This is a genomic window from Kitasatospora sp. GAS204B, from assembly GCF_029892155.1.
GTDB lineage: Bacteria > Actinomycetota > Actinomycetes > Streptomycetales > Streptomycetaceae > Kitasatospora.
Genome location: NZ_JARZAG010000001.1, coordinates 200,885 through 226,335, shown reverse-complemented (window position 1 = coordinate 226,335; position 25,451 = coordinate 200,885). Strand labels below are relative to the sequence as shown.

General features: G+C 73.7%; 24 protein-coding genes and 1 riboswitch. Of the genes, 13 read left to right on the top strand and 11 right to left on the bottom strand.

The genetic code is table 11. The features are described from left to right. Positions 1-323 precede the first annotated feature (323 nt). From P3T41_RS01075 to P3T41_RS01060, 4 genes are all read left to right on the top strand, one after another. A complete protein-coding gene (locus P3T41_RS01075; RefSeq protein WP_280686994.1) occupies positions 324-866 on the top strand; it encodes a carbonic anhydrase in 543 nt (180 codons plus the stop codon). A gap of 213 nt (positions 867-1,079) precedes the next feature. Continuing rightward, positions 1,080-2,069 (top strand): MoxR family ATPase, encoded by a 990-nt coding sequence (locus tag P3T41_RS01070; protein WP_280687311.1) that lies wholly within the window; start codon positions 1,080-1,082, stop codon positions 2,067-2,069. 1 nt (position 2,070) lies between these two features. After that, complete coding sequence (locus P3T41_RS01065; protein ID WP_280686993.1) at positions 2,071-3,396, top strand: DUF58 domain-containing protein; 1,326 nt, start codon at positions 2,071-2,073, stop codon at positions 3,394-3,396. After that, on the top strand, positions 3,393-5,816 hold the full coding sequence (locus tag P3T41_RS01060) for a DUF3488 and transglutaminase-like domain-containing protein (RefSeq protein WP_280686992.1): 2,424 nt from the start codon (positions 3,393-3,395) through the stop codon (positions 5,814-5,816). The genes P3T41_RS01065 and P3T41_RS01060 overlap by 4 nt, the downstream gene beginning before the upstream one ends. A gap of 133 nt (positions 5,817-5,949) precedes the next feature. Here the strand turns inward: P3T41_RS01060 and P3T41_RS01055 are convergent, their stop codons facing one another. The 3 genes from P3T41_RS01055 to P3T41_RS01045 form a co-directional block, all read right to left on the bottom strand. After that, on the bottom strand, positions 5,950-6,342 hold the full coding sequence (locus P3T41_RS01055; protein ID WP_280686991.1) for a DUF3040 domain-containing protein: 393 nt from the start codon (positions 6,340-6,342) through the stop codon (positions 5,950-5,952). Between the two features lie 219 nt (positions 6,343-6,561). After that, positions 6,562-7,314, bottom strand: coding sequence for a methyltransferase domain-containing protein (locus P3T41_RS01050; protein WP_280686990.1), 753 nt, complete (start codon positions 7,312-7,314; stop codon positions 6,562-6,564). Positions 7,315-7,325: 11 nt separating this feature from the next. Then, positions 7,326-7,856, bottom strand: coding sequence for an SAV_6107 family HEPN domain-containing protein (locus P3T41_RS01045; protein ID WP_280686989.1), 531 nt, complete (start codon positions 7,854-7,856; stop codon positions 7,326-7,328). Positions 7,857-7,980: 124 nt separating this feature from the next. Here P3T41_RS01045 and P3T41_RS01040 point away from each other — a divergent pair, with 124 nt between their 5' ends. Continuing rightward, positions 7,981-9,381, top strand: coding sequence for an NAD(P)/FAD-dependent oxidoreductase (locus P3T41_RS01040; protein ID WP_280686988.1), 1,401 nt, complete (start codon positions 7,981-7,983; stop codon positions 9,379-9,381). A gap of 80 nt (positions 9,382-9,461) precedes the next feature. Here P3T41_RS01040 and P3T41_RS01035 read toward each other — a convergent pair whose 3' ends face one another. Both P3T41_RS01035 and metF read right to left on the bottom strand, forming a co-directional pair. Further along, the gene (locus tag P3T41_RS01035; protein ID WP_280686987.1) at positions 9,462-10,253 is read right to left on the bottom strand and encodes a hypothetical protein; all 792 of its coding nucleotides are present in this window, start codon (positions 10,251-10,253) and stop codon (positions 9,462-9,464) included. Positions 10,254-10,378: 125 nt separating this feature from the next. Continuing rightward, entirely contained in the window at positions 10,379-11,293 is a 915-nt protein-coding gene (metF, locus tag P3T41_RS01030; RefSeq protein WP_280686986.1) for a methylenetetrahydrofolate reductase [NAD(P)H], read from the bottom strand. Positions 11,294-11,481: 188 nt separating this feature from the next. Between metF and P3T41_RS01025 the strand changes: the two genes are divergently transcribed. Continuing rightward, positions 11,482-12,588: a polyprenyl synthetase family protein gene (locus P3T41_RS01025; RefSeq protein WP_280686985.1), complete on the top strand. Its 1,107-nt coding sequence runs from the start codon at positions 11,482-11,484 to the stop codon at positions 12,586-12,588. A gap of 7 nt (positions 12,589-12,595) precedes the next feature. On the opposite strand, the gene thiE is transcribed toward P3T41_RS01025, so the two are convergent. The 3 genes from thiE to P3T41_RS01010 form a co-directional block, all read right to left on the bottom strand. Then, positions 12,596-13,252: a thiamine phosphate synthase gene (gene thiE, locus P3T41_RS01020; RefSeq protein WP_280686984.1), complete on the bottom strand. Its 657-nt coding sequence runs from the start codon at positions 13,250-13,252 to the stop codon at positions 12,596-12,598. Next, positions 13,249-13,614 carry an Rv2175c family DNA-binding protein gene (locus P3T41_RS01015; RefSeq protein WP_280687310.1) on the bottom strand — a complete coding sequence of 122 codons (366 nt, stop codon included), beginning with the start codon at positions 13,612-13,614 and terminating at the stop codon, positions 13,249-13,251. Before P3T41_RS01015 ends, thiE begins: the two co-directional genes overlap by 4 nt. Positions 13,615-13,680: 66 nt before the next feature. Next, on the bottom strand, positions 13,681-14,874 hold the full coding sequence (locus P3T41_RS01010; protein ID WP_280686983.1) for an FAD-dependent oxidoreductase: 1,194 nt from the start codon (positions 14,872-14,874) through the stop codon (positions 13,681-13,683). A 79-nt stretch (positions 14,875-14,953) separates the two neighbouring features. Then, a riboswitch (TPP riboswitch) is annotated at positions 14,954-15,066 on the top strand. Between P3T41_RS01010 and thiO the strand changes: the two genes are divergently transcribed. From thiO to pknB, 4 genes are all read left to right on the top strand, one after another. Further along, positions 15,061-16,224: a glycine oxidase ThiO gene (gene thiO / locus P3T41_RS01005; protein WP_280686982.1), complete on the top strand. Its 1,164-nt coding sequence runs from the start codon at positions 15,061-15,063 to the stop codon at positions 16,222-16,224. Its footprint overlaps the riboswitch before it by 6 nt. After that, entirely contained in the window at positions 16,221-16,442 is a 222-nt protein-coding gene (gene thiS / locus P3T41_RS01000; protein WP_280686981.1) for a sulfur carrier protein ThiS, read from the top strand. The genes thiO and thiS overlap by 4 nt, the downstream gene beginning before the upstream one ends. Positions 16,443-16,449: 7 nt before the next feature. Continuing rightward, positions 16,450-17,280, top strand: coding sequence for a thiazole synthase (locus P3T41_RS00995; protein WP_280686980.1), 831 nt, complete (start codon positions 16,450-16,452; stop codon positions 17,278-17,280). Between the two features lie 79 nt (positions 17,281-17,359). Beyond that, positions 17,360-19,297 carry a Stk1 family PASTA domain-containing Ser/Thr kinase gene (gene pknB, locus P3T41_RS00990; protein ID WP_280686979.1) on the top strand — a complete coding sequence of 646 codons (1,938 nt, stop codon included), beginning with the start codon at positions 17,360-17,362 and terminating at the stop codon, positions 19,295-19,297. A 64-nt stretch (positions 19,298-19,361) separates the two neighbouring features. Here the strand turns inward: pknB and P3T41_RS00985 are convergent, their stop codons facing one another. Then, positions 19,362-19,991: a sulfite oxidase-like oxidoreductase gene (locus tag P3T41_RS00985; RefSeq protein WP_280686978.1), complete on the bottom strand. Its 630-nt coding sequence runs from the start codon at positions 19,989-19,991 to the stop codon at positions 19,362-19,364. A 199-nt stretch (positions 19,992-20,190) separates the two neighbouring features. Here P3T41_RS00985 and bfr point away from each other — a divergent pair, with 199 nt between their 5' ends. Continuing rightward, positions 20,191-20,670 (top strand): bacterioferritin, encoded by a 480-nt coding sequence (bfr, locus tag P3T41_RS00980; RefSeq protein WP_280686977.1) that lies wholly within the window; start codon positions 20,191-20,193, stop codon positions 20,668-20,670. Positions 20,671-20,692: 22 nt separating this feature from the next. On the opposite strand, the gene P3T41_RS00975 is transcribed toward bfr, so the two are convergent. Both P3T41_RS00975 and P3T41_RS00970 read right to left on the bottom strand, forming a co-directional pair. Next, a complete protein-coding gene (locus P3T41_RS00975; RefSeq protein WP_280686976.1) occupies positions 20,693-20,968 on the bottom strand; it encodes a (2Fe-2S)-binding protein in 276 nt (91 codons plus the stop codon). A gap of 126 nt (positions 20,969-21,094) precedes the next feature. Further along, positions 21,095-22,429, bottom strand: a complete 1,335-nt coding sequence (locus tag P3T41_RS00970; RefSeq protein WP_280686975.1) for a 3-deoxy-7-phosphoheptulonate synthase class II — start codon at positions 22,427-22,429, stop codon at positions 21,095-21,097. 296 nt (positions 22,430-22,725) lie between these two features. Here P3T41_RS00970 and P3T41_RS00965 point away from each other — a divergent pair, with 296 nt between their 5' ends. After that, the gene (locus tag P3T41_RS00965) at positions 22,726-24,672 is read left to right on the top strand and encodes an anthranilate synthase family protein (protein ID WP_280686974.1); all 1,947 of its coding nucleotides are present in this window, start codon (positions 22,726-22,728) and stop codon (positions 24,670-24,672) included. Between the two features lie 109 nt (positions 24,673-24,781). Next, the gene (locus P3T41_RS00960; protein ID WP_280686973.1) at positions 24,782-25,438 is read left to right on the top strand and encodes an NAD(P)-binding domain-containing protein; all 657 of its coding nucleotides are present in this window, start codon (positions 24,782-24,784) and stop codon (positions 25,436-25,438) included. Positions 25,439-25,451 lie beyond the last annotated feature (13 nt).

Below are 25,451 nucleotides of genomic sequence, written 5' to 3'. Positions count from 1 at the left end.
GCGGGAAGCCGCCCGCCGGCCTTCTCAGGGCGCCGGGAGCTGTGGTTTCGCCCCATTCTGGACCACGGTGCCGGCGAGCCCGGACGCCGCCCGGGGTCCCCGCCCGCTCACTGGGGGGAAGGGGTGCCGCCCGGCGCCGGGGAAGGTGCGTCAGGTGGCACGGGAGCGGGAGGAGGCCGCGGGCTGCGTACGGAGCGTCAGACTACCGGCCTGGTCCGCGCCGCCCGCGCGCGCCACGCGCGCCCTATGCGCTCCATCACACCGGTCCGGGTTATTCGTCACACGGCGACCATGACCGACAGATTCCTACTAACGTCATACCTATGACAGTGACCCCTGACCGGTCGTCCCCCGGCGATCCCACCGCCCCGGCCACTGAGACGATCATCGATCGCTTCGTCACCGCCAACCGCGTCTACGCCGAGACCTTCCGGGACGGCGGCATGGACGCGCGTCCGGTCCAGAAGGTCACCGTGGTGGCCTGCATGGACGCGCGGCTCGACCTGTTCGCCGCGCTCGGCCTGGACTTGGGCGACGCGCACGTGATCCGCAACGCCGGCGGCGTGGTCACCGACGACACCATCCGCTCGCTGACCATCAGCCAGCGCGCACTCGGCACCCGGTCGATCGCGCTGATCCACCACACCGGCTGCGGCCTGCTCGGCCTGACCGAGGACTTCCGCCACGAGCTGGAGCGGGAGGTCGGCCAGCGCCCGCAGTGGGCGGTGGAGTCCTTCCTCGACCTGGACGCCGACGTGCGCCAGTCGATGCAACGGGTGCGCACCTCGCCGTTCCTGCTGCACACGGACGACGTGCGCGGCTTCGTCTTCGACGTGCACACCGGCCTGCTCCGCGAGATCCACTGACCTCGCGGCTCGCCCCGCAACCGATCATGCGGGCCACGCGTCGCTCCTTCGGGTGACTTCTGGCCACCCCTCAGGGAAGAATGCGGCTGCGGCGGGTCCCGGACAGGTGGACCGGCACGGAGCGGGGCGAGGAGCGAACGGGTGACGACCTACAACGAGCAGACCGGCCTGGACCGGCACGGGGCCGACCCGCGGCCGGCGCGGCCGGTCGCGGTGCCACCGGTGGGTCTGCCCGAGCTGAGCGCGGTCATCGAGCGGGTCCGCGCCTCGGTGGAGAGCGTGATCGAGGGCAAGCCGGAGGCGGTACGCCTGGCGCTGACCGTGATGCTGGCCGAGGGCCACCTGCTGCTGGAGGACGTCCCCGGAGTCGGCAAGACCATGCTGGCCAAGGCGCTGGCCCGGTCGGTGGACTGCACCGTGCGCCGGATCCAGTTCACCCCCGACCTGCTGCCCTCCGACGTGACCGGCACCAACGTCTTCGACCAGCAGCGAATGGACTTCGAGTTCCGCCCCGGCGCGATCTTCGCGCAGATCGTGGTCGGCGACGAGATCAACCGCGCCTCGCCCAAGACCCAGTCGGCGCTGCTGGAGTCGATGGCGGAGCGTCAGGTGACCATCGACGGCACCACCTACGAGCTGCCCTCCCCGTTCATGGTGATCGCCACCCAGAACCCGGTGGAGATGGAGGGCACCTACCCGCTGCCCGAGGCGCAGCGCGACCGCTTCATGGCCCGCGTCTCGATCGGCTACCCGAGCCCGGACGCCGAGCTCGCGATGCTGGACTCGCACGGCGGCGCCTCCCCGCTGGACGACCTGCAGCCGGTCGCGCACGCGCACGACATCCTCAAGCTGATCGACGTGGTCCGCACCGTGCACGTGGCCGACAGCGTGCGCCGCTACGCGGTCGACCTGGTCGGCGCCACCCGCAACTCCCCCGAACTGCGCCTGGGCGCCTCGCCGCGAGCCACCCTGCACCTGGTCCGGGCCGCGCGCGCCGCCGCCGCGCTGGCCGGGCGCGAGTACGTGGTGCCCGACGACCTGCAGGCGCTGGCCGTGCCGGTCCTGGCACACCGTCTGCTGCCGACCGCGGAGGCCCAGCTGAGCCGCCGCAGCGCCGAACAGATCGTCGCCGAGCTGGTCCGCCGGGTGCCGATCCCCGGCCCGCAGGGCCCGCAGTACTCGGGCCCCGCACGGAGGGCCTGAGGTGGCGGCACCGGACGACCCATCCGGCTTCCGGGCCGGGACGCGCGGCCTGACCACCCGCGGCCGCTCCTTCCTGGCGGGCGGGGTGACCGCGCTGCTCTGCTCCTACCTGCTGGGCCAGAGCGCCCTGCTGCGGGTCGCCGTGCTGCTGATCGCGCTGCCGCTGACGGCCGCGCTGCTGCTGGTGCGCACCCGCTACCGGGTGGCCAGCGGGCGCCGGCTCGCCCCGCACCGCGCCTCGGCCGGCCAGGAGGCCCGGGTCCACCTGCGGGTGGACAACATCTCCCGGGTGCCCACCGGCCTGCTGATGCTGGAGGACAAGGTGCCCTACGTGCTCGGCCCGCGCCCGCGGTTCGTGCTGGACCGGGTCGAGCCGCGCGGCTACCGCGAGGTCTCCTACCGGGTCCGCTCGGACCTGCGCGGCCGCTACCCGCTGGGCCCGCTGCAGCTGCGGCTGACCGACCCGTTCGGGATGTGCGAGCTGACCCGGGCGTTCAGCGCCGCCGACACCCTCACCGTGGTCCCGCAGGTGCAGGCGCTGCCGGCCGTGCGGCTCTCCGGCGAGTGGGCCGGCTACGGCGACAGCATGTCCCGCGCGGTCGCGCTGGCCGGTGACGACGACACCGTGCCGCGCGAGTACCGGCACGGCGACGACCTGCGCCGGGTGCACTGGAAGTCCACCGCCAAGTACGGCGAGCTGATGGTCCGCCGGGAGGAGCAGCCGCTGAAGGCCCGCGCCACCGTGCTGCTGGACAGCCGCGAGATCGGCCACCGGGGCAGCGGCCCGGCCTCCTCCTTCGAGTGGGCGGTCGGGTGCGCCGCCTCGGTCGCCAGCCACCTGCTGGAGCGCGGCTACCAGACCCGGCTGCTGACCGACAGCGGCGTGCAGGTCCCGGAGACCAACGCCCACGGCAGCGGGTCGGTGAGCGAGTCGATCGGCCTGGTGCTGGACGCGCTCGCGGTGGTCGACCACTCCACCGGCAGCGGCCTGGCCCGCGCCGAGGAGGTGCTGCGGACCGGCGGCGAGGGGTTGCTGGTGGCGATCCTCGGTGCCCTGGACGACGAGCAGGTGGCGAGCCTGGGCCGGCTGCGCCGCCGGGCCGGGACGGCGATCGCCTTCGTGCTGGACACCGGCAGCTGGGCCGGGCTTCGCCAGATCTTCCCCGAGTCGGGGTCCGACGAGCTGGAACGGCCGATGCGGCTGCTGCGCGAGGCGGGCTGGACGGTGCTGCCGGCCCGGGCCGGTGACACGGTGCCCGATCTGTGGCGGCTGGCCGACGGGCAGAACGCGGCCGCCGCCCGGACCCGGAAGGGGGCGGGCGCATGACCACCCGCGCGAGACTGACCGTGTACAGCGCTCTTGCCACCGCACTGTCCATGCTGGGCCTGACCCCGCTGCTGACCCCCGCCGGCTGGATCATGCCGGCCGGCGGGCTGATCCTGGTGACCGCGCTGGTCGGCGCCGGGCTGCGCCGGCTGGCGGTGGCCCGGCCGCTGGTCGTGCTGGCGCAGCTGTTCGCCGTCCTCTACCTGATCCTGTTCGGCGCGATCCGCGACAGCTTCGTGCTCGGGGTGCTGCCCGGCTCGGGCAGCCTGCAGGCGTTCAACAACCTGCTGCAGTCGGCCGGCAACGACATCACCCAGTACGCGATCCCGGCACCGGCCACCCCGGGCCTGCGGTTCCTGCTGATCCTGGCGGTGGCCGTGGTGGCGGTCGTGGTGGACGCGCTGGCGGTCACCTACCGCCAGGCGGCACTGGCCGGGCTGCCGCTGCTGGCGCTCTACTCGGTGGGCACCGGGCTGGCCGGCTCCGCCGACGGCGCGACCTGGCTCTGGTTCCTGGCGGCCGCCGCCGGCTACCTGATGGTGCTCTTCGCCGAGGGCCGCGACCGGCTCTCCCGCTGGGGCCGGGTCTTCCGCGGCGCCGGCACCAGCGAGAACCGCGGCGGGCTGCCCACCGGCGGCCACCGGATCGGCGTGGTCGCGCTGGCCTGCGCCCTGCTGCTGCCGGTGCTGGCACCCAACTGGGACCTCAGCCTGGTCAACGGCGGTTTCGGCGACGGCGGTTCGGGCGACGGCGGCGGCAACATCAGCACGCTCAGCCCGGTGGTCTCGCTGACCGACGGGCTGCGCCGCACGGACAACCAGCAGCTGATCCGCTACCACGGCACCGACCCCGCGCTGCGCACCGCCTACCTGCGGATCACCGCGCTGGACGAGTTCAACGGCCAGGAGTGGAAGCCGGGCAGGCAGAAGGACGAGCTGCTGCAGAACCCGCTGCCGCGCCCCGACGGGCTGGCCGGGGATGTGGCCAGCCCGAGCTTCGAGGCCCAGATCACGGTCTCGCAGAACCTGAGCAGCAGCTGGCTGCCCGCCCCGTACCCGATCGACCGGCTGCCGGGGCTGCCGGGCGACTGGCGCTACGAACCGGAGGTCGGCTCGGTGGTCGGCGCCCACGGCCAGCAGGCCACCGGGCTGAGCTACACGCTGACCGCGCTGAACATCGATCCGACCGGCGAGCAGCTGCGGGCGGCCCCGCCCGCGCCCAAGTCGATCACCGACACCTACCTGCAGCTGCCGGCCAACCTGCCCGGCCAGGTGAAGGACACCGCGCTGCAGGTGACCGCGGGCAAGGACACCGCCTACGACAAGGCGGTGGCGCTGCAGGACTGGTTCACCACCAGCGGCGGCTTCACCTACAGCACCTCGGTCGACGCGGGCACCGGACCGACCGCGATCCTCAAGTTCCTGCAGGACAAGAAGGGTTTCTGCGTGCACTTCGCCGCCACCATGGCGGCGATGGCCCGCACGCTGGGGATCCCGGCCCGGGTGGCGGTCGGTTTCGCGCCCGGCCAGGACCTCGGCAACGGCGACTACGTGGTGGGCAGCAACGACTACCACGCCTGGCCCGAGCTCTACTTCTCGGGCGCCGGCTGGCTGCGCTTCGAGCCCACGCCCAGCCGCGGCGTGGCGCCGGACTACAGCGGCGGGCAGGCCGCGCCGACCTCGACCGCGAGCTCCGCGCAGCCCTCGGCCACGGCCGGCGACCCCGGGGCGGCGCCCTCGGCGGACGCCTGCCCGGCGGTGCAGCGCAAGCAGGGCGGCTGCGACCAGCCCACGCAGAACTCGCAGTCGGCGGCCCCCGCGCCACTGGCGGCGACGCCGGCGACGCACGGGCTCCCGGCGCAGCTGCTCGGCCTGATCGCGGCCGGCGTGGCGGTGCTGCTCCTGCTGTTCTGGCCGATGCTCTGGCGGGCCCGGCTGCGCCGGCGCCGGCTGGGCGGCGGTCGCCGACGGCCCGGCGGGCCCGGCGGCGGGCTGACCGGGGCGCAGGTGCTGGCGGCCTGGCAGGAGGTGGTCGACTCCGCCTGGGACCTCGGCATCCCGCCGGACGAGGCCTACAGTCCCCGGCACACCGGGGAGCGGATCGGCGAGGCCGGCGGCCTGGACGAGTCGGCCCGGGCCGCGGTCGGCCGGGTGGCGCTGGCCACCGAGCAGGTGCTGTACGCCCGCGCGCCCGAGCCGGCGGCCCCGCTCGGACCGGACGTGCGGGAGGTGCGGGCCGGCCTGCGGGCCTCGGCCGCCCGCCGGCGGCGGCTGCGCGCGCTGCTGCTGCCGCCCTCGGTGGCGCGGGTCGGCTGGCGGCTGGCGGACCGGGTGCTCGCGCTGCGCCTGCGCGGCCGGGCGGCCGTCACCCGGGCCGGTGCCCCGCTGCGGCGGCTCGGCCGACCGGGACGGCGCGACTAGGGCCTGTACGGCGGAACGACGTGGGCGGGTGATCCTCTTCGGATCACCCGCCCACGTCTTTCGTTTCACTGCTTTTCGTGTCAGTACGTTCGTGCGGTCGACTCAGTGGTCCAGTGCGCTGCCGGCCGGCCCGTTACAGGCCGTCGTGCTCGTCCCGGCGGCGCTGCCAGCGCTGCTCCATCCGATCCATCACGCTCGCCTTGCGCCGGGCCGGCGGAGCCGCCCGCAGGCCCGCCCCGGGCCCTGCCACCGGGTGCTTGCGCCAGCCGGCGACGGCCACCAGCGCGCACCCGAGCATCACCAGGAAACCGATCACGCTCAGCCAGATCAGCTGCGGCGATACGATCATGCCCCCCATCAGGAGGGCCACTCCCACCACGAATCCCGCCGCGGCCAGGAACACCCGTCGACGGGTGTAGGTGCGCAGCCCGGTTCCCTCAAGCGCCGTCGCGAACTTGGGATCTTCGGCGTACAGCGCTCGCTCCATCTGATCGAGCAGTCGCTGCTCGTGCTCCGAGAGCGGCACGGAGTCCTCCTACTCGTCGGTCGCGGGGCGACCGGTCCGCCACCTGGCCTTGTGTGGTCCATATGCCCCATGCGCCTGGCCGTCATGCGTTCTGGCTTTACCCAGATCATACGGTCCATCGACGGGTTCCGGAGCGGGCGACGATCGGTCGTGTCCGCCACATTCGCCGCACCCCACAAGGGTGCAACGCGCGCGGCGGCCGCCGAGTGCCCGGCCGGGTCAGCCCAGGGCGGCGAGCAGGTGCAGCTGGGTGGCGACCGCGTGGAAGGAGGGCTGCTGGGCGGCCGCCTCCTCCAGCCTGAGCAGCGCCTCCATGGCACCGGGCTCGGTGTCCACCAGGACCCCCGGCACCAGGTCGGCGAAGACCCGCACGCCGTGCACCGACTCGACCCGCAGCCCGGCGTCGGCGGCCAGCCCGTGCAGCTCGTCGGCGGTGAAGCGGCGCGGCATCGGGTCGCCGGCGCCCCAGCGGCCGTCGGTGGCGTCCAGCACGGTGCGGGCCTCGTCGAAATGACCGGCCAGCGCGCGGGCCAGCACGGCGCCGTTGCGGTTGGCGGCGAGCAGGCTGACCAGGCCGCCCTTGTGCAGGGTGGCGGTCAGGTGGCCGAGCGCCTCGGCGGGGTCGTCCACCACCTCCAGGACGCCGTGGCAGAGCACCGCGTCCACCGAGGCGGGGGCGATCAGCTCGGGCAGCGTCTGGGTGTCGCCCTGCACCGCGCGGACCAGGTCGGTCACCCCGGCCTCGGCCGCCCGGCGCTCCAGCGCGAAGAGCGCGTCCGGGCTCGGGTCGACCACGGTGACGCGGTGCCCGAGCCGGGCCACCGGCACGGCGAAGTTGCCCGTGCCGCCACCGGTGTCCAGCACGTCCAGCACGGGCTGGTCCAGTTCGGCGGCCCGACGCTCCAGCGCCGTGCGGACCACCTCCCAGACCACGGCGGTGCGCAGGGCGCTGCGGGGGCGCGTCGGGTACAAGGGTCGTCTCCTCAAGAGGCGGGCGGGCCGGACTTCTCCACCCTATTGCCTCCGAACTGCAGTACCCGCTCGACCAGACGAACGAAGAGCGCGGCGTTGCGGATCAGGTCGTCGGCGTCCCGAGCGGTGGCGGAGCCGGGCACGCCGGCCTCGGCCGCCGCGCGTTTGCTCGCGCCGGCCGCGAAGTAGACCGCCCACTCCGCGAGTTCGGGGGCCACCTCGGGCAGCACCTCCCAGGCGCTGCGGATCGCCTTGCGCCTGCGCGGGTTCTTCTCCGGGCGGCCGCGCACCGCGAGCACGGCCGCGGTGGTGCGCAGCGCGGCCAGGTGCGCGGTGGCGTACCGCTCCAGCGGGTCCTCGGCGGCGGCGGCCGCGAGCAGCGTGCGGTGGGCGTGGGCCAGCAGGTCCCGGGCGGCCGGCGGGGCGCCGGCCTTGAGCAGCACCGGGTGGACGTCGACGGAGTGCAGCGGGAGCTCTCCGCCGGCCGCCGGCCGGGAAGTGCCCCCATGGAGGTCGGTGTTCGGGAGGTCGGTGACGGTCATGGTCTTACTCCCCCGGTCCAGAGCGGGTGCCCGGACCGGTCGGCCCGCGCACCGTCATGGTCGCGCCCGGCACTGACAATCCGGCCGGGTCCGCGGGAACGCCGGCCGATTAGGATCACCCCCTATGGCACGGATCGTCATCATCGGAGCAGGCATCAGCGGACTGGCGGCGGCCTCGCGGCTGGCCACCATCGGACACCGGGTGACGGTCTGCGAGGCGGCTCCGACCTACGGCGGGATGCTCGGGCGCCAGCAGCGCGACGGCTTCGCCTTCGACACCGGACCGACCCTGCTGACGCTGCCCGCCGTCTACCGTGACCTCGCGCTCAAGACCGGCCGGGAGCCGCTGGAGCAGCTGGTGTCACTGGCCCCGGTGGACCCGGAGAGCCGGCACCTGTTCGCGGACGGCACCACCCTGGCGCTGCCGAACGCCTCGCGCGGCGGCGTCGCCCAGGCGCTGGACGCCGCGCTCGGGGCCGGCGCGGGCGAGCGCTGGGGCACCGTGCTGAACCGCGGCCGGGCGGTCTGGGAGGCCACCCGCCGGCCGCTGCTCGAGGAGCCGCTGCCCGCCGACCCCGCCGCGCTGGCCGTCGACCCCTACCCCGCCGCCCGGCGCCGGGGCCTGGCCCGGCTGCTGCCGGGCGGCGGGACCGCGACGCTGGACCAGGTCGCCGCCCGCGAGCTCGGCGGACACCCCGCGCTCACCGCCCTGCTGACCGAGTACGCGTTGCGCTTCGGGTTCGACCCGCGCAGCGTGCCGGCCGGCGCCACGGTGATCCCGTACATGGAGCAGACCTTCGGCGTCTGGTACGTCCAGGGCGGCCTGCGGGCCCTCGCCGACGCCGTCTACCGGCGGTGCGAGCAGCGCGGGGTGGCGTTCCGGTTCGGCGAGCGGGTCGAGGACCAACTGCCGGTCGAGGCCGACCTGGTGCTCCGCACGGCGCCGGGCGAGGCGAGCGCCCCGGGCCGGTTCACCGTGCTGCTCGCGCTGCGCGGGGCCCGCCCGCCCGGTGCCCCGCACCGCACGGTGCTGCACGCCGCCGACCGGGCCGACGAGCTGGCCGCCCTGTTCGGCGCCACCGCCCGACTCTGTGACCGACCGACCGTGCAGGTGCTGCGCCCTGACGACCCGTCACTGCGCCCCGACGCCGACCACGAGACGGTCACCCTGACCGTCACCGTGCCCTCCCAGGCCCGGCTGGACTGGACCGTCCCCGGCCGCGCCGAGCAGTTCGCCGACCAGTTGCTCGCCCGGCTGGACGAGGCAGGGCTGGGCCTGGCCGAGCGGATGCTGTGGCGGGAGCTGCGCACCCCGGCCGACACCGAGCGGGAGACCTCGGCCCCCGGCGGCGCCGTGCCGCGCCCGTCGCTGGCCGGGGCCGGCGGCGCCTTCTTGCAGCCGGCCAACACCGTCGCCGGGCGGCCGGGCCACTACCTGGTCGGCGGGGCCGCGCACCCGGGCGGCGGGCTGGCCAGGGCCGGCATGTCGGCCTGCGTGGTGGCGGGGCTGATCGGGCCCGCGTAGGGCCTGTCCGGCGGATCTTTCCGGATCAGCCCGCGGCGGTGGGCGCCCGAGGGCCTGTCCGGTCGACGCCGGGGGATCCGCTACTGCCAGCCCTCGTGCTGCGGCTGCGGCTGGTAGTACTCGTAGGTCGGCTGCTGCGGCTGCTGCGGGATGCCGTACTCGGGCTGGTACTGGGCCGGGTCGTAGGCCTGCTGCTGCCACTGCTGCGGCTGCTGCTGCTGCTCGTAGCCGACGTACTCCTGCGGCTGCTGGTAGTACCCGTACTCCACCGGGACCTGCTGCTGGTAGCCGTAGTTCGGGTCGAACTGCTGCTGCGGCTGCTGCTCGCCGTACTGGTACGCCATCGCCTGCTGCTGCTGCGGCTGCATCTGCTGCTGGTGGTGCTGCTGCTGGTGCTCGTACACCGAGTCGTAGACCCCGTACTCCCCCGCCGCCATCGCCAGCTCGACGGCCTCCTCGGCGGGCTGCGGCAGCAGCTCCTGCTCGGGCTCCTCGATCGGGCCGACCTCGCCGACCTTCTCCTCGGCGGCCGCGGCCGCCACCGCCGCCGCACCCCCGGTGGCCGCGCTGAGCAGCGGCACCTTGGCGAGCGGTCCCGGGAGCGACCCGTCGGTGGCGCGCAGCGACCAGCCGGTGGAGTAACCGCGCTTGACCGAGAGGGTCACCAGGGCCTGTCCGAGCGCGAAGGCGAGCGCCCCGGCGGCGATCACCGGCACCGAGTGGATCGCCATCCCGGCCGCCACCAGCAGGAATCCGCCGAGCGCCAGTCCGCGCCAGTGCAGCGGGGCCCGGTTCTGCAGCAGCAGCTCGGCCAGCAGCCAGAGCGCGACCACGGCGAGCGCCGCGTACAACGCCAGCATCCCGATGCCCATCTGCGTCCTCCACCACAGCCCGGCGCGCGGCGCGCGTGTCCGGCGACTGTACCTGGTCGGCAGCCGCCGCCCCACATCCCGGACGAGACCGGACGAGAGCGGACGAGACCGGCCGGGGCCGGAGTTCAGCCCCGGTGCAGGCCGAGGTTCTGGTAGATCTGCAGCGTGGCCGTGGACCCGTTCAGCGTGATGAAGTGCAGCCCCGGCACGCCCTCGGCGAGCAACCGCTCGGACATCGAGGTGGCGTGCTCCATGCCCACCTCGCGCAGCGCCTTGGGATCGTCCACCACCGCGCGCAGCCGCGCCTCCAGCCCGGGCGGGAACGGCGCGCCGCTCAGCTGCGGGAAGCGCTCCAGTTGCTTGGCGTTGGTCACCGGCATGATCTCCGGGATGATCGGCACCGAGCAGCCGGCCGCCTCCACCCGGTCGCGCAGCCGGAGGTAGTCCTCCACCTCGAAGAACATCTGGGTGATCGCGTAGTCGGCGCCGGCCCTGATCTTCTGGACGAAGTGCCGGATGTCCTCGTCCCAGTCGGTCGACCGGGGGTGCATGTTCGGGGAGGCGGCGACGCCCACGCAGAAGTCGCCGATCGACTTGATCAGCTCGACCAGCTCGTAGGCGTAGGTGACGCCCTGCGGGTGGCGCACCCACTCACCGCTCGGGTCGCCGGGCGGGTCGCCACGCACCGCGAGCACGTTGCGCACCCCCTGGTCCGCGTACTGGCCGATGATGTTGCGCAGTTCGGCCACCGAGTGGTCGACCGCGGTCAGGTGGGCGACCGGGGTGAGCGTGGTCTCGGCGGCGATCCGGCCGACCAGGTTGACGGTGCGGCCGCGGGTGGAGCCGCCGGCGCCGTAGGTCATGCAGACGAAGTTGGGGTTGAGCGGCTCGAGACGGCGGATCGCGGCCCAGAGCTTGTGCTCGGCCGCCTCGTTGCGCGCGGGCATGAACTCGAAGGAGTACGAACGCTTCCCGGCCGCCAGGAGTTCGCGGACTGTGAGCGCGCGGTCGGTTCTGGTGGACGGTACGCCGAGTGCCATGGTCGCAGGGTATCCGGCGGGGCTGTCGCACGGACAAACCCCGCTCAACCACTGAGACGATCCGTCCACCAGCTGGGGCAAGCGCGGCGCAGGCCCGTCCACCGGCGGCCGGGGTGGGTCCCGCTGTCGCACTGCTGTCCGGTCGCCCGGTTAACCTGATCCCGATCCCGATCACTCCGGAGTGCGCCGTGACCTCGCCCAGCCCCACGCCCGTGCAAGCGCTCGACCAGGCGGCCGCCCGCACCCGGGTCGACGCCGCGCTCGCCGCCTTCATGACCGAGCAGCACGCGCTGCTGAGCTCGATCTCCCCGGACCTGGTGGCGGCGGCCGACGCGCTGCGCGACTTCCTGCTCGACGGCGGCAAGCGGCTGCGTCCGGCCTTCTGCTACTGGGGCTGGCGCGGCGCCGGCGGCGCGGACGACAGCGCGGGGATCTTCCGGGCGGCCGCGGCGCTCGAACTGCTGCAGGCCAGCGCGCTGGTGCACGACGACCTGATGGACCGCAGCGACACCCGGCGCGGCCTGCCCTCGATGCACCGCCGCTTCGAGGCGCTGCACCGCGAGCGCGGCTGGCGCGGGGACCGCGAGCAGTACGGGTCAGCCGCCGCGCTGCTGCTCGGCGACCTGCTGCTGATCTGGAGCGACGAGCTGTTCGTGCGCTGCGGCCTGGACCCGGCGCCGGTGCTGGGCGCCAAGCCGGCCTTCGACCTGATGCGCACCGAGGTGATGGCCGGGCAGTACCTGGACGTCCTGGAGCCGGTGGCCGGCGACTCGACCGACGAGCGGGCACTGACCCGGGCGACGACGGTGCTGCACTACAAGTCGGCGAAGTACACCATCGAGCGCCCGCTGCAGGTCGGCGCCCGGCTGGCCGGTGCGAGCGAGGAACTGGTCACGGCCTACGGCGAGTTCGGGCTGCCGCTCGGCGAGGCCTTCCAGCTGCGCGACGACCTGCTCGGCGTCTTCGGCGACCCGGCCGTCACCGGCAAGCCGGCCGGCGACGACCTGCGCGAGGGCAAGCGGACCCTGCTGGTCGCCCTCGCTCTGCGGGCGCTGCCCCGGGAGCGGGCCGCCCGGCTGGACGCGCGGCTCGGCGCCACGGACCTGACGGCGCCGGAGATCGCCGAGCTGAGCGCCCTGGTGGCCGAGAGCGGCGCGCCCGCCCAGGTGGAGCAGCGGATCGAGCAGCTGATGGCGCGCTCGCTGGCCGCGCTGGCGGCGGCGCCGCTGAAGGACGAAGCGGCCCGGGAGACGCTGCTCGCGCTCGCCCGGGCCGCCACCGTGCGTCGTTACTGACGGACGCTCAGCTTGCGGCTCGCACTCGCCGTGCGAGTTCGGCTGCCGCCGCGCCCGGGTCCTCGGCGGCCGTGATCGCCCGGACCACCACCACCCGGCGGGCACCCGCCGCCAGCACCTGGTCCAGGTTGCCGAGGTCGATCCCGCCGATCGCGAACCACGGACGGTCCGTCGACTGCTTCGCCGCGTACTCCACCAGGCCCAGGCCCGGCGCGGGCCGGCCCGGCTTGGTCGGGGTCGGCCAGAGCGGCCCGGTGCAGAAGTAGTCCACACCCGGCTCGGCGATCGCGCCCGCCACCTCGGACTCGGCGTGGCAGGAGCGCCCGATCAGCACGTCCGGGCCCAGGATCGCCCGGGCGGCCGGCACCGGCAGGTCGTCCTGCCCCAGGTGCAGCAGCTGCGGGCGCGCGGCGTGCGCGACGTCCGCCCGGTCGTTCACCGCGAAGAGCTTGCCGTGCCGCTCGGCGGCCGCGGCGAAGACCTCCAGGAACTCCAGCTCCTGTTTGGCCTCCAGGCCCTTGTCGCGCAGCTGGACGAGGTCCACGCCGTTCGCCAGCACCGCGTCCAGGAACTGCTCCAGGTCGCCCTGCTCGCGGCGGGCGTCGGTGCACAGGTAGAGCCGGGCGTCGGCGAGCTTCGCCCGCAGGTCGGCGCCGGCCGTCACAGCGACATCGCCTGCGCGCGCCGCTTCACCTCGGTGCCCCGGTTCTCGCGCAGCGCCTGGATCGGGCTGCCCGGCAGCGAGGGGTCCTCGGTGAAGAGCCACTCCAGGATCTCCTCGTCGCTGAACCTCCCGTCCCGCAGCACGGTCAGCGTCCCGGCCAGGTGCTTGACCAGGCCGTCGTCCTCGATGAAGGCCGCCGGGACCTGCAACGAACGGTTCGGGCCACGGCGCACCGCGATCAGCTTGCGGTCCTTGACCATCTGGCGGACCTCGGTGACCAGCACGCCCCAGCGCTCCGAGATGTCGGGCAGGTACACCCAGTCCTGGACCAGGTTTTCGATCTTCGATTCGCTCTCACTCACGTCACTCACGGCACCAGCCTGCCACCTCGCACGGCCACCGCGCACCAACGGCCGGTCCGGCGGGCGTCAGCGCAGGGCCGACTTGAGCGGCACGGCGGGGTCGGCGGCCAGCGCGGGATCGAGCGCCTTGCCCTGGTCGATCAGCCGCCGCGCCTGGGCCAGGTCCCGCGGCCGGTCCACGGTCAGCACCGCCACCGGGCGCTCCTCGCGCAGCCAGAGGACGCTCCACTGCGGCTCGGCCGGCGAGCCGCGCCAGAGCAGCCGGTCGCCCGCGCCGTGCCGGCCGGCGTACTGCACCATCCGTCCGAACTGCTCGGACCAGAAGTACGGCACCGGGTCGTACGGGTCCTCGGCCCCCAGCAGCGCGGCGGCCACCGCGCGGCCCGAGTGCAGCGCGTGGTCCCAGTGCTGCACGGTGACCCGCCCGCCGTACCGGGCGGACGGGTAGCCGGCGCAGTCACCGGCCGCCCAGACGCCGGGCAGCGAGGTGCGCAGCCGCTCGTCGACGCGGATCGCCCCGGCCCCGTCCAGCTCGACGCCGGTGCCGGCCAGCCAGCCGGTGTCCGGGCGGGCGCCGACCCCGACCACCACCTCGTCGGCCGGCACCGACTCGCCGCCGGCCAGGTGCACCGCGCCCGGCTCGATCCGGTCCACCCGGGCGCCCAGGCGCAGCTCGACCCCGGCCTCGGCGTACCAGGCGCGCATCGGCGCGGTCAGCTCGACGGGCAGCGCGCCCGGCAGCGGCGCGTCGGCCGCCTCCAGGACGGTGACCCGGCAGCCGAGCAGGCGGGCGGCGGTGGCGGTCTCGGCGCCGATCCAGCCGGCCCCCACCAGCACCAGGTGGGCCTGCGGGCGCAGGACCGCACGCAGTGCGAGCGAGTCGTCGATGGTCCGCAGCACCCGGGCCGCGCCGTCCCCGGGCAGCCGGATCGGGGCCGCGCCGGTGGCGATCACCAGCCGGTCGTACGGCAGGTCGCCGGCCTCGGTGTGCAGCGTGCCCGGGGTCAGGCCGGTGGCCCGGCGGCCGGTCAGCAGCCGGACGTCGAGCGCCTCCCAGTCCAGGTCGAAGGCGGTCCGGTCGGCCTTGGCGAGCAGCACGTCCTTGGAGAGCGGCGGCCGGTCGTAGGGGCGGTGCGGCTCCGCGCCGACCAAGCTCAGCGGCCCCCGCCAGCCCCCCTCCCGCAAGGCCACCACGCACTGCGCGCCCGCCAGGCCCGCGCCGACCACGACCACCCGATCCGTGCTCCTCAGCTCTGCCACCCGGCCACCTTAGACCGGCCCCCGGCGTCCCATGGGGCGATCGCCGCATTCAGCCGCCGGTCACCCGGCGTTATGGTGGGGGCGTCCTCACGGGAGCCCGGCGCACCGGGCTGAGAGGCGGGCTGCGGCGGCCCGCGACCGTCCGAACCTGATCCGGGTCATTCCGGCGAAGGGAGAACCGGTCCTTTGTCACGCATCAAGGACGGCACGACGACCGACGTGCTGGTGATCGGCGGCGGCATCATCGGCCTCGCCGTCGCCTGGCGCACCGCGCAGCGCGGGCTGCGGGTGGCGGTGGTGGACCCGGACCCGGGCGGCGGCGCGGCGCGGGTGGCCGCGGGCATGCTGGCCCCGGTCACCGAGCTGCAGTACGGCGAGGAGCCGCTGCTGCGCCTGGGCATGGCGTCCAACGAGCGGTACGCCGCCTTCACCGCCGAACTCTCCCAGGCGACCGGCCTGGACACCGGCTACCGCGGCACCGGCACCCTCGCGGTCGCGCTGGACGCCGACGACAAGGCCGAGCTGAGCGAGCTGCACGCGTTCCACCAGCGCCTGGGCCTGACGTCCGACTGGTTGACCGGCCGCGAGGCCCGCCGGCTGGAGCCGATGCTGGCCCCGGGGGTGCGCGGCGGCCTGCTGGTCGGCGGCGACCACCAGGTGGATCCGCGGCGGCTGTCCGTCGCCCTCGTGCGCGCCTGCGAGCTGGGCGGCGTGCGGCTGCACCGGGCCGAGGCCGTCGAGCTGCTGGTCGAGGGCGATCGCGCGATCGGTGCCCGGCTGAGCACCGGCGAACGGCTGCTCGCCGACCAGGTCGTGCTGGCGGCCGGCGCGCGCAGCCACCAGCTGCCCGGGCTGCCGTCCGGTGTGCTACCCGCGATCCGGCCGATCAAGGGCCAGATCCTGCGGCTGCGGATCCCGCCGGCCTACGCGCCGTTCCTCTCCCGCAACGTGCGCGCGGTGGTCCGCGGCGGCCACCTCTACCTGGTGCCGCGCGCGGACGGCGAGCTGGTGATCGGGGCGACCACCGAGGAGCAGGGCTACGACACCGTGGTCACCGCGGGCGGCGTCTACGAGCTGCTGCGCGACGCGCACGAGCTGGTCCCCGGGATCACCGAGCTGCCGCTGGTGGAGACCAGCGCCGGGCTGCGCCCCGGCTCCCCCGACAACGCCCCGCTGCTCGGCCCCACCGCACTGCCCGGCCTGGTGGCCGCCACCGGCCACTACCGCAACGGCGTGCTGCTCACGGCGGTCACCGGTGACCTGCTGGCCGAGTACCTGACCACCGGCAGCGTGCCGGAGCTCGCCGCCCCGTTCTCCCCCGACCGCTTCGCCGCCAGGAGCCTGACATGAGCGCGATTCCCCAGACCGTCCCCCTGACCGTCAACGGCGCACCACGCCAGGTGCCGGCGTCGGCCACCCTCGCCGAGCTGGTCGCCGAGCTGTCCAAGGCGCCCTCCGGCGTGGCGGCGGCGGTCAACGAGACCGTGGTGCCGCGGGGCGCGTGGACCGGTACCCGGCTCGCGCCCGGTGACCGGGTGGAGATCCTCACCGCCGTGCAGGGAGGCTGACGCTCCGATGGCTGACACTCGCCTGGTCGACGAAAAAGACGGTCTGACGATCGCCGACACCACCTTCACCTCCCGGCTGATCATGGGCACCGGCGGCGCCCCGAGCCTGGAGATCCTGGAACAGGCGCTGCGGATCTCGGGCACCGAGCTGACCACGGTGGCGATGCGCCGGGTCAAGGCGGACACCCAGGGCTCGGTGCTCGACGTGCTGGTCCGCAACGGCATCCGGATCCTGCCCAACACGGCCGGCTGCTTCACGGCGGGCGAGGCCGTGCTGACCGCGCGGCTGGCCCGCGAGGCGCTCGGCACGAGCTGGGTGAAGCTGGAGGTGATCGCCGACGAGCGGACCCTGCTGCCCGACCCGATCGAACTGCTGGACGCCGCCGAGACCCTGGTCGACGACGGCTTCACGGTGCTCCCGTACACCAACGACGACCCGGTGCTGGCCCGCAAGCTGGAGGACGTGGGCTGCGCGGCGATCATGCCGCTGGGCTCACCGATCGGCTCCGGACTCGGCATCCGCAATCCGCACAACTTCCAGCTGATCGTGGAGAGCGCGGGCGTCCCGGTGATCCTGGACGCCGGCGCGGGCACCGCCTCGGACGTGGCGCTGGCCATGGAGCTGGGCTGCTCGGCGGTGATGCTGGCCTCCGCGGTGACCCGCGCCCAGGACCCGGTGCTGATGGCGGACGCGATGCGCCGGGCCGCCGAGGCCGGCCGCCTGGCCTACCGGGCCGGCCGGATCCCGCGCCGCTTCCACGCCGAGGCCTCCTCGACGATGGCAGGCCGGGCCGACCTGGACCCGCAGCTCGACCACCGGGAGCGGCCCGCCTTCTGACGCCCCGTCGCCCACACTGATGACGAACCATGACAGCCAGGTCACCCAACCGTGTTCTGACCGCCCCTAGACTCCTCTGGTGGACACGACCTTGAACGACCCCCTGCTCGGGACGCTGCTGGACGGGCGCTACCGGGTCGAGGAGCGCATCGCGGTGGGCGGCATGGCCACCGTCTACCGGGGCACCGACACCCGGCTGGACCGGGTGCTGGCGCTCAAGGTCATGCACCCGTCGCTGGCCGGCGACAGCGGATTCACCGACCGCTTCATCCGGGAGGCCAAGGCGGTCGCCCGGCTGTCGCACCCGAACGTGGTCAACGTCTTCGACCAGGGCGCGGACGGCGGTTCGGTCTTCCTGGCGATGGAGTACGTGCCCGGGTGGACGCTGCGCGACCTGCTGCGCGACCGCGGCGCGCTCTCCGTGCGGGCCGCGCTCGACGTGCTGGAGCCGGTGCTGGCCGCGCTGGGCGCCGCGCACCGGGCCAGTCTGGTGCACCGGGACGTCAAGCCGGAGAACGTGCTGATCACCGACGGCGGCCTGGTCAAGGTGGCCGACTTCGGTCTGGTCCGGCTGCTCTCCGGTGCGGACACCGCGGTCACCGACACCACCACCCCCGGCGTGATCATGGGCACGGTCTCCTACCTGGCCCCCGAGCAGATCCAGCCGTCCGCCGCCACCGACCAGCGGGTCGACGTCTACGCGGCCGGCATCATGCTCTACGAGCTGCTGACCGGCAGCAAGCCGTACTCCGGCGACAACCCGATGCAGGTGATCTACCGTCACCTGCACGAGGACGTCCCGCCGCCCTCCCTCGTGGTGCCGGGCCTGGCGCCCGAGTTGGACGCGATCGTCGCGGCCGCGACGTCCCGCGACCCGCAGGGCCGGCCGTGGGACGCGGTCGAGTTGCTGGCCGCGCTGCAGCGGGTGCGGCGCGTGCTGACGCCGGCTCAGCTCGACGCCGAGCCGCCCGCCGCCAGCCGGCCCGCCCCGCAGTTCTCGCCGGTCGACGCGACCTCGGTGCTCGCCGCCCCGGTGGTGGAGCGGACCAGCGTCTTCACCGCCCCGCCGCCCTCGATGATCACCAAGCCCCGCCCCTACCACGAGCCGCCCCGGCCGCCGCGCCGCCAGCGCAAGCCGCGCTCCCGGCGCGGGCTGCTCTGGGGCTCGGTGCTGGCGGTGGTCGCGCTGGTGGTCGCCGGGGTCAGCTACCTGCTCTCCGGCGCCGTCTACGCGACGGTGCCCAGCGTGCTCGGCCAGACCCAGGCGCAGGCCGTCAGCACCCTGGACGGCGTGGGCCTGCGCGGAAACTTCGTCCAGGCGTTCAGCGAGTCGGTGCCGCCGGGCCAGGTGATCAGCAGCGATCCCGGAGTGGGCCAGCGGGCGCGCAAGAGCGACGCGGTCAAGGTGACCGTCTCCAAGGGGCCGGAGCGGATCGCCGTACCCGACGTCACCGGCAAGCCGCTCGACCAGGCCCAGCAGCAGCTCACCGCCGCCCGGCTGACGCCCGGCAGCACCACCCAGGACTACAGCCCGAGCGTGCCGCAGGGCTCGGTGATCTCCACCGCCCCGGCCGCCGGGCAGCCGCTGCCCGTGAACGCGCCGGTCGCGCTGGTGGTCAGCAAGGGCCCGGCGCCGGTGGCCGTTCCGGACACCACCGGGCTGGCGGTGGCCGACGCGCAGAGCAAGCTGATCGCGGCCGGCTTCAAGGTGGCGCTGGCCACCGACCAGAGCTACTCCGACTCGGTGGCCGCCGGCTCGGTGGCCGCGCAGGACGTCACCGGCACCGCGGCGCCCGGCAGCACGGTGACCCTGACCCTCTCCAAGGGACCGCAGCCGGTGCCGGTGCCGTCGGTGACCGGGATGAACGAGTCGGACGCGACCAAGGCGCTGACCGCGGCCGGGTTCAAGGTGCGCAGCAGCGGGCTGAACTTCTTCGGGCTGAGCAACGTCTCCGGGCAGAGCCCGACGGCGGGCACCATGCTGCCCAAGGGGTCGACGGTGACCATCAACTTCTGAGGCGACTAGCTTCCGAGGCGGCCGACTTCCGGGGCGGCCGACTTCCGGGGCGGCCGTCGGCGGCTCAGCGCAGCGGACCGTCCTGCGGCTCCTCCTGGTAGGAGTAGCGCTGCTCGGTCCACGGGTCGGCCCGGTTGTGGTAGCCGCGCTCCTCCCAGAAGCCGCGCCGGTCGGCCCGCATGTACTCCACCGCGCGCACCCACTTGGGGCCCTTCCAGGCGTAGAGCTGGGGGACGATCAACCGCACCGGGAAGCCGTGCTCGACGGTCAGCGGCTCGCCGTCGTGGTGGGTGGCGAAGACGGTGCGCGGGTCGGCGAAGACGGCCAGCGGGAGGTTGGCGCTGTAGCCGTACTCGGCCCAGACCATCACGTGGCTGACGCCGGGGGCGGGCGGTACCAGCTCGAGGACGGTGCTGGCGGCCACCCCGCTCCACTCGCTGTCGAGCATCGAGAAGCGGGTCACGCAGTGGAAGTCGGCCCGGATCGTGGTCCTGGGCAGCCGGTGGAAGCCCTCGTGGTCCCAGCTGTGCTTCTCGGCCGAGGCGGTCGCCCCGAACACCTGGAAGTCCCAGGTCAGCGGCTTGAAACGGGGCACCGGACCGTAGTGCAGAACCGGCCAGCCACGCTGCAGGCGCTGTCCGGGTGGGAGCCTGGGGTCAGACGGCGGCGGTGGTTCTTGTTCGGACTGACCCATGGCTCCATGGTGACAGACGGCGGACGGCGGAAGCTTCACGCCCCTCACGGCGGTCGCACGCCCCATCAACTGGGGCAATCCACCGGAAAACGGCTAATCCGACACATTTCCGAGTGAGCGTGAACTTACTGGAAATACCACCCATAGCGATGCCAGGATGCGTCCAGCCGTTTCCCGAGCGAGGCAGGAAGGCACCGCCATGAAGGGCGACCCCGAGGTCATCGAGTTCCTCAACGAGCAGCTCACCGCCGAGCTCACGGCGATCAACCAGTACTTCCTGCACGCCAAGATGCAGGAGAACTTCGGCTGGACGAAGCTCGCCAAATACACCCGGCACGAGTCCTTCGACGAGATGAAGCACGCCGAGATCCTCACCGACCGGATCCTCTTCCTGGACGGCCTGCCCAACTACCAGCGGCTCTTCCACGTCCGGATCGGCCAGACGGTCAAGGAGATGTTCGAGGCCGACCGGCAGGTGGAGGTCGAGGCGATCGACCGGCTGCGGCGGGGCATCGTGGTGATGCGGGCCAAGAACGACGTCACCTCGGCCAACATCTTCGAGGACATCCTGGCCGACGAGGAACACCACATCGACTACCTGGACACCCAGCTCGAACTGCTGGAGAAGCTCGGCGACGCGCTCTACATCGCCCAGTTGATCGAACAGCCGGAGAGCTAGGGCGTTCAGGGACTCCGGACGATCAGGCGCTGCGGCGCAGCTCGATCGGCCGGTTGGCCGGCAGGTTGGCCGGCAGCTCGGCCTCGGGATCGGCCAGCCCCAGCTTCGCGGCCAGCCGGGCTGTCGGGCACGGCCGACCGCCGTGCTCGCCGAGCAGCGTCTGGATCCGCCGCACGCAGGAGCCGCAGTCGGTACCGGCCTTGCAGCCCTTGGCTATCTGACGCGGGGAGTTGGCACCGCTGTCGATGGCCCGCTTCACCTGGTCCTCGGTGACCGCATGGCACATGCACACGTACATCGCGGCCTCTCCCGGGGGTCTCGGCGCCTTTGAGCTAAGCCTTACCTTACCCGGCCTTCCGGGCGCGAAAAAGGCCCTGCCCCCACGAGGGGGACAGGGCCTTCGTCACAGTGCCGGCGGGGCAGGTCAGTGCCCGCGGTACATCTCCGCCACCAGGAAGGCCAGGTCCAGCGACTGGCTGCGGTTGAGCCGCGGGTCGCAGGCCGTCTCGTAGCGCTGGTGCAGGTCGTCGACCAGCACCTCGTCGCCGCCGCCGACGCACTCGGTGACGTCGTCGCCGGTCAGCTCCACGTGGATGCCGCCCGGGTGGGTGCCGAGTGCGCGGTGCACCTCGAAGAAGCCCTTGACCTCGTCGAGCACATCGTCGAACTTGCGGGTCTTGTGCCCGGTCTCGGCCTCGAAGGTGTTGCCGTGCATCGGGTCGCAGATCCAGACCGGCTGCGCACCCGAGGCGGTGACCTTCTCCACCAGGGTGGGCAGGTGCTCGCGGACCTTGCCCGCACCCATCCGGGTGATGAAGGTGAGCCGGCCCGGCTCGCGCTCGGGGTCGAGCCGCTCGATCAGGGTCAGCGCCTCGTCGACCGTGGTGGTCGGGCCGAGCTTGACCCCGATCGGGTTGCGGATCCTGGCGGCGAACTCGATGTGCGCGCCGTCCAGCTGCCGGGTCCGCTCGCCGATCCAGACCATGTGGCCGGAGACGTCGTAGAGGTCGCCGGTGCGGGAGTCGACCCGGGTCAGCGCGGTCTCGTAGTCGAGCACCAGCGCCTCGTGCGAGGAGTAGAACTCGACGGTCTTGAACTCCTCCGGCGCGACCCCGCAGGCCTGCATGAAGCTCAGCGCGTTGTCGATCTCCTTGGCCAGCCGCTCGTAGCGCTGACCGGCCGGCGAGTTGCGCACGAAGTCCTGGTTCCAGGCGTGCACCTGGCGCAGGTCGGCGTAGCCACCGGTGGTGAAGGCGCGGACCAGGTTGAGCGTGGCGGCGGAGGCGTTGTACATCCGCTTCAGGCGCTCGGGGTCGGGGCGGCGGGACTCCGGGGTGAACTCGAAGCCGTTCACCGAGTCGCCGCGGTACACCGGGAGGGTGACCCCGTCGCGGGTCTCGGTCGGCTTGGAGCGCGGCTTGGAGTACTGCCCGGCGATCCGGCCCACCTTGACCACCGGAACCGAGGCGGCGTAGGTGAGCACGGCCGCCATCTGCAGCAGGGTCTTGAGCTTGTTGCGGATCTGCTCCGCCGACACGCCGTCGAAGGCCTCGGCGCAGTCGCCGCCCTGCAGCAGGAACGCCTCACCACGCGCGACGGCAGCGAGCCGGGCGCGCAGCTGGTCGCACTCGCCGGCGAAGACGAGGGGCGGATACGAGGCGAGGTCCGCCAGAGCGGTGCGCAGCGCCTCACGGTCCGGCCAGTCAGGCTGCTGCGCCGCGGGCAAGGATTGCCAGGAATGGTGATTTGTCACGGTCACGGTGTCCAGGCTACGGGGTGTGACAACCGATTTGTGACCGCCTTCCGATGGGTGAGACACCGCGCGGACATTTCCCCACCGCGCGTTCACTCCGGTGGGCGATCGGCTACTGTCGCTTCCATGCACGCGCCGCACACCCTTTCCTGGTGGTGGGCCAACCCTCGGGTCGGCCCACCGCTCGCGCGTCCCTGACGACTCGACGGCCGCCCCACCCGGGCGGCCGTCGTCGTATCCAGCAGACGGCCTTCCCGGCAGAGCGGACCGCCCCCGCCCCTCCTCCCGGAAAGCCGCCGACGATGACCGGTTCCCGTGCCGCCGCCCTGCTCGCCCGCCTGACCGCCCCCGGCGCCCCCGCCTTCGCCGTCCTGCACCGCCGCACCCCGCGGCTGGCGCCGGACACGGTGGAGGTGCTGATCGGCGAGGTCGGCCACTACGACACTCTGGCCGAGCTGCCGCTGCCCACCGGTGCCCCCGCCGACGGCCGCCCACGGCACGACCTGCTCGCCCTGGTCCCGTACCGGCAGATCCGCGAGCGCGGCTTCGTGGCGCACGACGACGGCACCCCGTTGCAGGCGCTGCGGGTGACCGAGCAGTACGCCCTGCCGCTGGCGGAGCTGCTGGCCGCGCTGCCCCAGCTGCCGGTGACGCTCACCGACGGCGCCTTCGACATCGACGACGAGCGGTACGCCGAGATCGTCCGCACGGTGATCCGGGACGAGATCGGGCGTGGCGAGGGCGCCAACTTCGTGATCCGCCGGGACTTCCACGGCACTCTGGCCGACTTCTCCCCCGCGCTCGCGCTCAGCCTCTTCCGCCGCCTGCTGGCGCAGGAGCGCGGCGCGTACTGGACCTTCGTGGTGCACACGGGCGACACGGTGCTGGTCGGCGCCTCGCCCGAGGTGCACGTGCGGCAGAGCGGCGGGACGGTCGTGATGAACCCGATCTCCGGCACCTACCGCTATCCGGCCGGCGGCCCGACCCTGGACTCGCTGCTCGCCTTCCTGCACGACCCCAAGGAGCTGGAGGAGCTCACCATGGTGGTCGACGAGGAACTCAAGATGATGTGCACGGTCGGCGACCTGGGCGGTCAGGTGCTCGGCCCGCGGCTGAAGGAGATGGCCCACCTCGCGCACACCGAGTACGAGCTGCGCGGCCGCACCTCGCTGGACGTGCGCGAGGTGCTCAGGGAGACCATGTTCGCCGCCACCGTCACCGGCAGCCCGGTCCAGAACGCGACCCGGGTGATCCACCGCTACGAGGGCAGCGGGCGCGGCTACTACTCGGGTGCCCTCGCGCTGATCGGCCGCTCGGCCAGCGGCGGGCAGCAGCTGGACTCGCCGATCTGCATCCGCACCGCCGACATCGACCCGGCCACCGGGCGCCTGGTGGTCCGGGTCGGCGCCACCCTGGTCCGGCACTCCGACCCGGCCGGCGAGGTGGCCGAGACGCACGCCAAGGCGGCCGGCGTGCTGACCGCGATCGGCGCCCGCCCGGCGCCGTCCGGGCAGAGCGCGCGCGACGGCGGCCCCCGGCTGGCCGACGACCACCGGGTCCAGGCCGCGCTGGACGGGCGCCGCGCCGATCTGGCCCCGTTCTGGCTGCGGATGCAACAGCATGTGACGCCCGATCAGCCGCTGGAGACGCTGGTGGTGGACGGCGAGGACACCTTCACCGCGATGCTGGCCCACCTGCTGCGGGCGCTCGGCCACCGGGTCTCGGTGCTGCGCTACGACACTCCGGGGCTGCGCCGGCTCATCGCCGCGCACCGCGGTCCGCTGGTGCTGGGCCCGGGCCCGGGGGACCCGGCGGACGCCGCCGACCCGAAGATGGCCCTGCTGCGCCCGATCGTCGCCGAGGCGCTCACCGCCGCCCGCGCCGGCGCCCGCACCGCACCGCTGCTCGCGGTCTGCCTGAGCCACCAACTGCTCAGCGCTCAGCTGGGCCTGGGGCTGCGCCGCAAGGCCGAGGTCTACCAGGGCGCCCAGGAGACCATCGACCTCTTCGGCACCCGGCAGACCGTCGGCTTCTACAACACCTTCACCGCCCACTGCACCGACGCCGACGCCGCCCGGCTGGCCACCGAGGGCGTCGAGGTGGCCCGCGACCCGCTCACCGGCGACGTGCACGGGCTGCGCGGCCCCGGCTTCGCGAGCCTGCAGTTCCATCCCGAGTCGGTGCTGACCCGGGACGGCGTGACGCTGGTGGCCGAACTGCTGCGCGGCGCGGTACCGGTGGCGCGCTGAGCACGGGCGAGGCGGCTGTGCCAGGTCCGCACCTACTACGTGCAGTCCTGCCACAGCCACTCGTTGTGCCGGCGCCGGCGCCGCGGTGGCGCGCAGCACAATGGCCGCCATGCGAATCGGAATCCTCGGCAGCGGCTCAGTGGGTCAGACCCTGGCCGACAAACTGCTGACCCTCGGGCACGAAGTCACCCTCGGCTCCCGCAGCGAGGCCAACCCCACCGGCACCGCCTGGGCCGAAGCGGCCGGACCGCACGGGCACAACGGGACCTTCGCGGACACCGCCGAGTTCGGCGAGCTGGTGATCAACGCCACCCTGGGCGCGGTCGCGCTCGCCGCGCTGGAGGCGGCCGGTGCCAAGGCGCTGGCCGGCAAGGTCCTGGTGGACGTCTGCAACCCGCTGGTGTTCGCCGCCGACGGCACCGTCACCCTCGACCCGGTGAACGACGACAGCATGGGCGAGCGGATCCAGCGCGCCTTCCCCGACACCCGGGTGGTCAAGGCGCTCAACACGCTCTCCGCCCCGGTGATGGTCGACCCCACCCGGGTCCCCGGCCGGCACCAGCTCTTCGTCGCGGGCGAGGACGCGGGTGCCAAGCGGGAGGTCACCGCGCTGCTGGAGTCCTTCGGCTGGCCGGCCGCCGACATCGTGGACCTGGGCGGCATCCAGGCCGCGCGGGGTCTGGAGATGCTGATGCCGTTCTGGCTGAGCATGATGCGGCACCACGGGCACACCGACTTCAACTACGCCTTCCAGGTGGCCGGCTGACCGACCATCGGAC

Bases quoted from the DNA above. Each gene is read 5' to 3' on its own strand.
- P3T41_RS00975 (WP_280686976.1), bottom strand. From the start codon at position 20,968: ATGTACGTGTGCATGTGCCATGCGGTCACCGAGGACCAGGTGAAGCGG.
- P3T41_RS01040 (WP_280686988.1), top strand. From the start codon at position 7,981: ATGGCACGGATCGTCATCATCGGAGCAGGCATCAGCGGACTGGCGGCG.
- P3T41_RS00965 (WP_280686974.1), top strand. From the start codon at position 22,726: ATGACCGGTTCCCGTGCCGCCGCCCTGCTCGCCCGCCTGACCGCCCCC.
- P3T41_RS00960 (WP_280686973.1), top strand. From the start codon at position 24,782: ATGCGAATCGGAATCCTCGGCAGCGGCTCAGTGGGTCAGACCCTGGCC.
- thiS (WP_280686981.1), top strand. From the start codon at position 16,221: ATGAGCGCGATTCCCCAGACCGTCCCCCTGACCGTCAACGGCGCACCA.
- metF (WP_280686986.1), bottom strand. From the start codon at position 11,293: ATGGCACTCGGCGTACCGTCCACCAGAACCGACCGCGCGCTCACAGTC.
- P3T41_RS01060 (WP_280686992.1), top strand. From the start codon at position 3,393: ATGACCACCCGCGCGAGACTGACCGTGTACAGCGCTCTTGCCACCGCA.
- P3T41_RS01075 (WP_280686994.1), top strand. From the start codon at position 324: ATGACAGTGACCCCTGACCGGTCGTCCCCCGGCGATCCCACCGCCCCG.
- P3T41_RS01045 (WP_280686989.1), bottom strand. From the start codon at position 7,856: ATGACCGTCACCGACCTCCCGAACACCGACCTCCATGGGGGCACTTCC.
- P3T41_RS01035 (WP_280686987.1), bottom strand. From the start codon at position 10,253: ATGGGCATCGGGATGCTGGCGTTGTACGCGGCGCTCGCCGTGGTCGCG.
- P3T41_RS00985 (WP_280686978.1), bottom strand. From the start codon at position 19,991: ATGGGTCAGTCCGAACAAGAACCACCGCCGCCGTCTGACCCCAGGCTC.
- P3T41_RS00995 (WP_280686980.1), top strand. From the start codon at position 16,450: ATGGCTGACACTCGCCTGGTCGACGAAAAAGACGGTCTGACGATCGCC.
- bfr (WP_280686977.1), top strand. From the start codon at position 20,191: ATGAAGGGCGACCCCGAGGTCATCGAGTTCCTCAACGAGCAGCTCACC.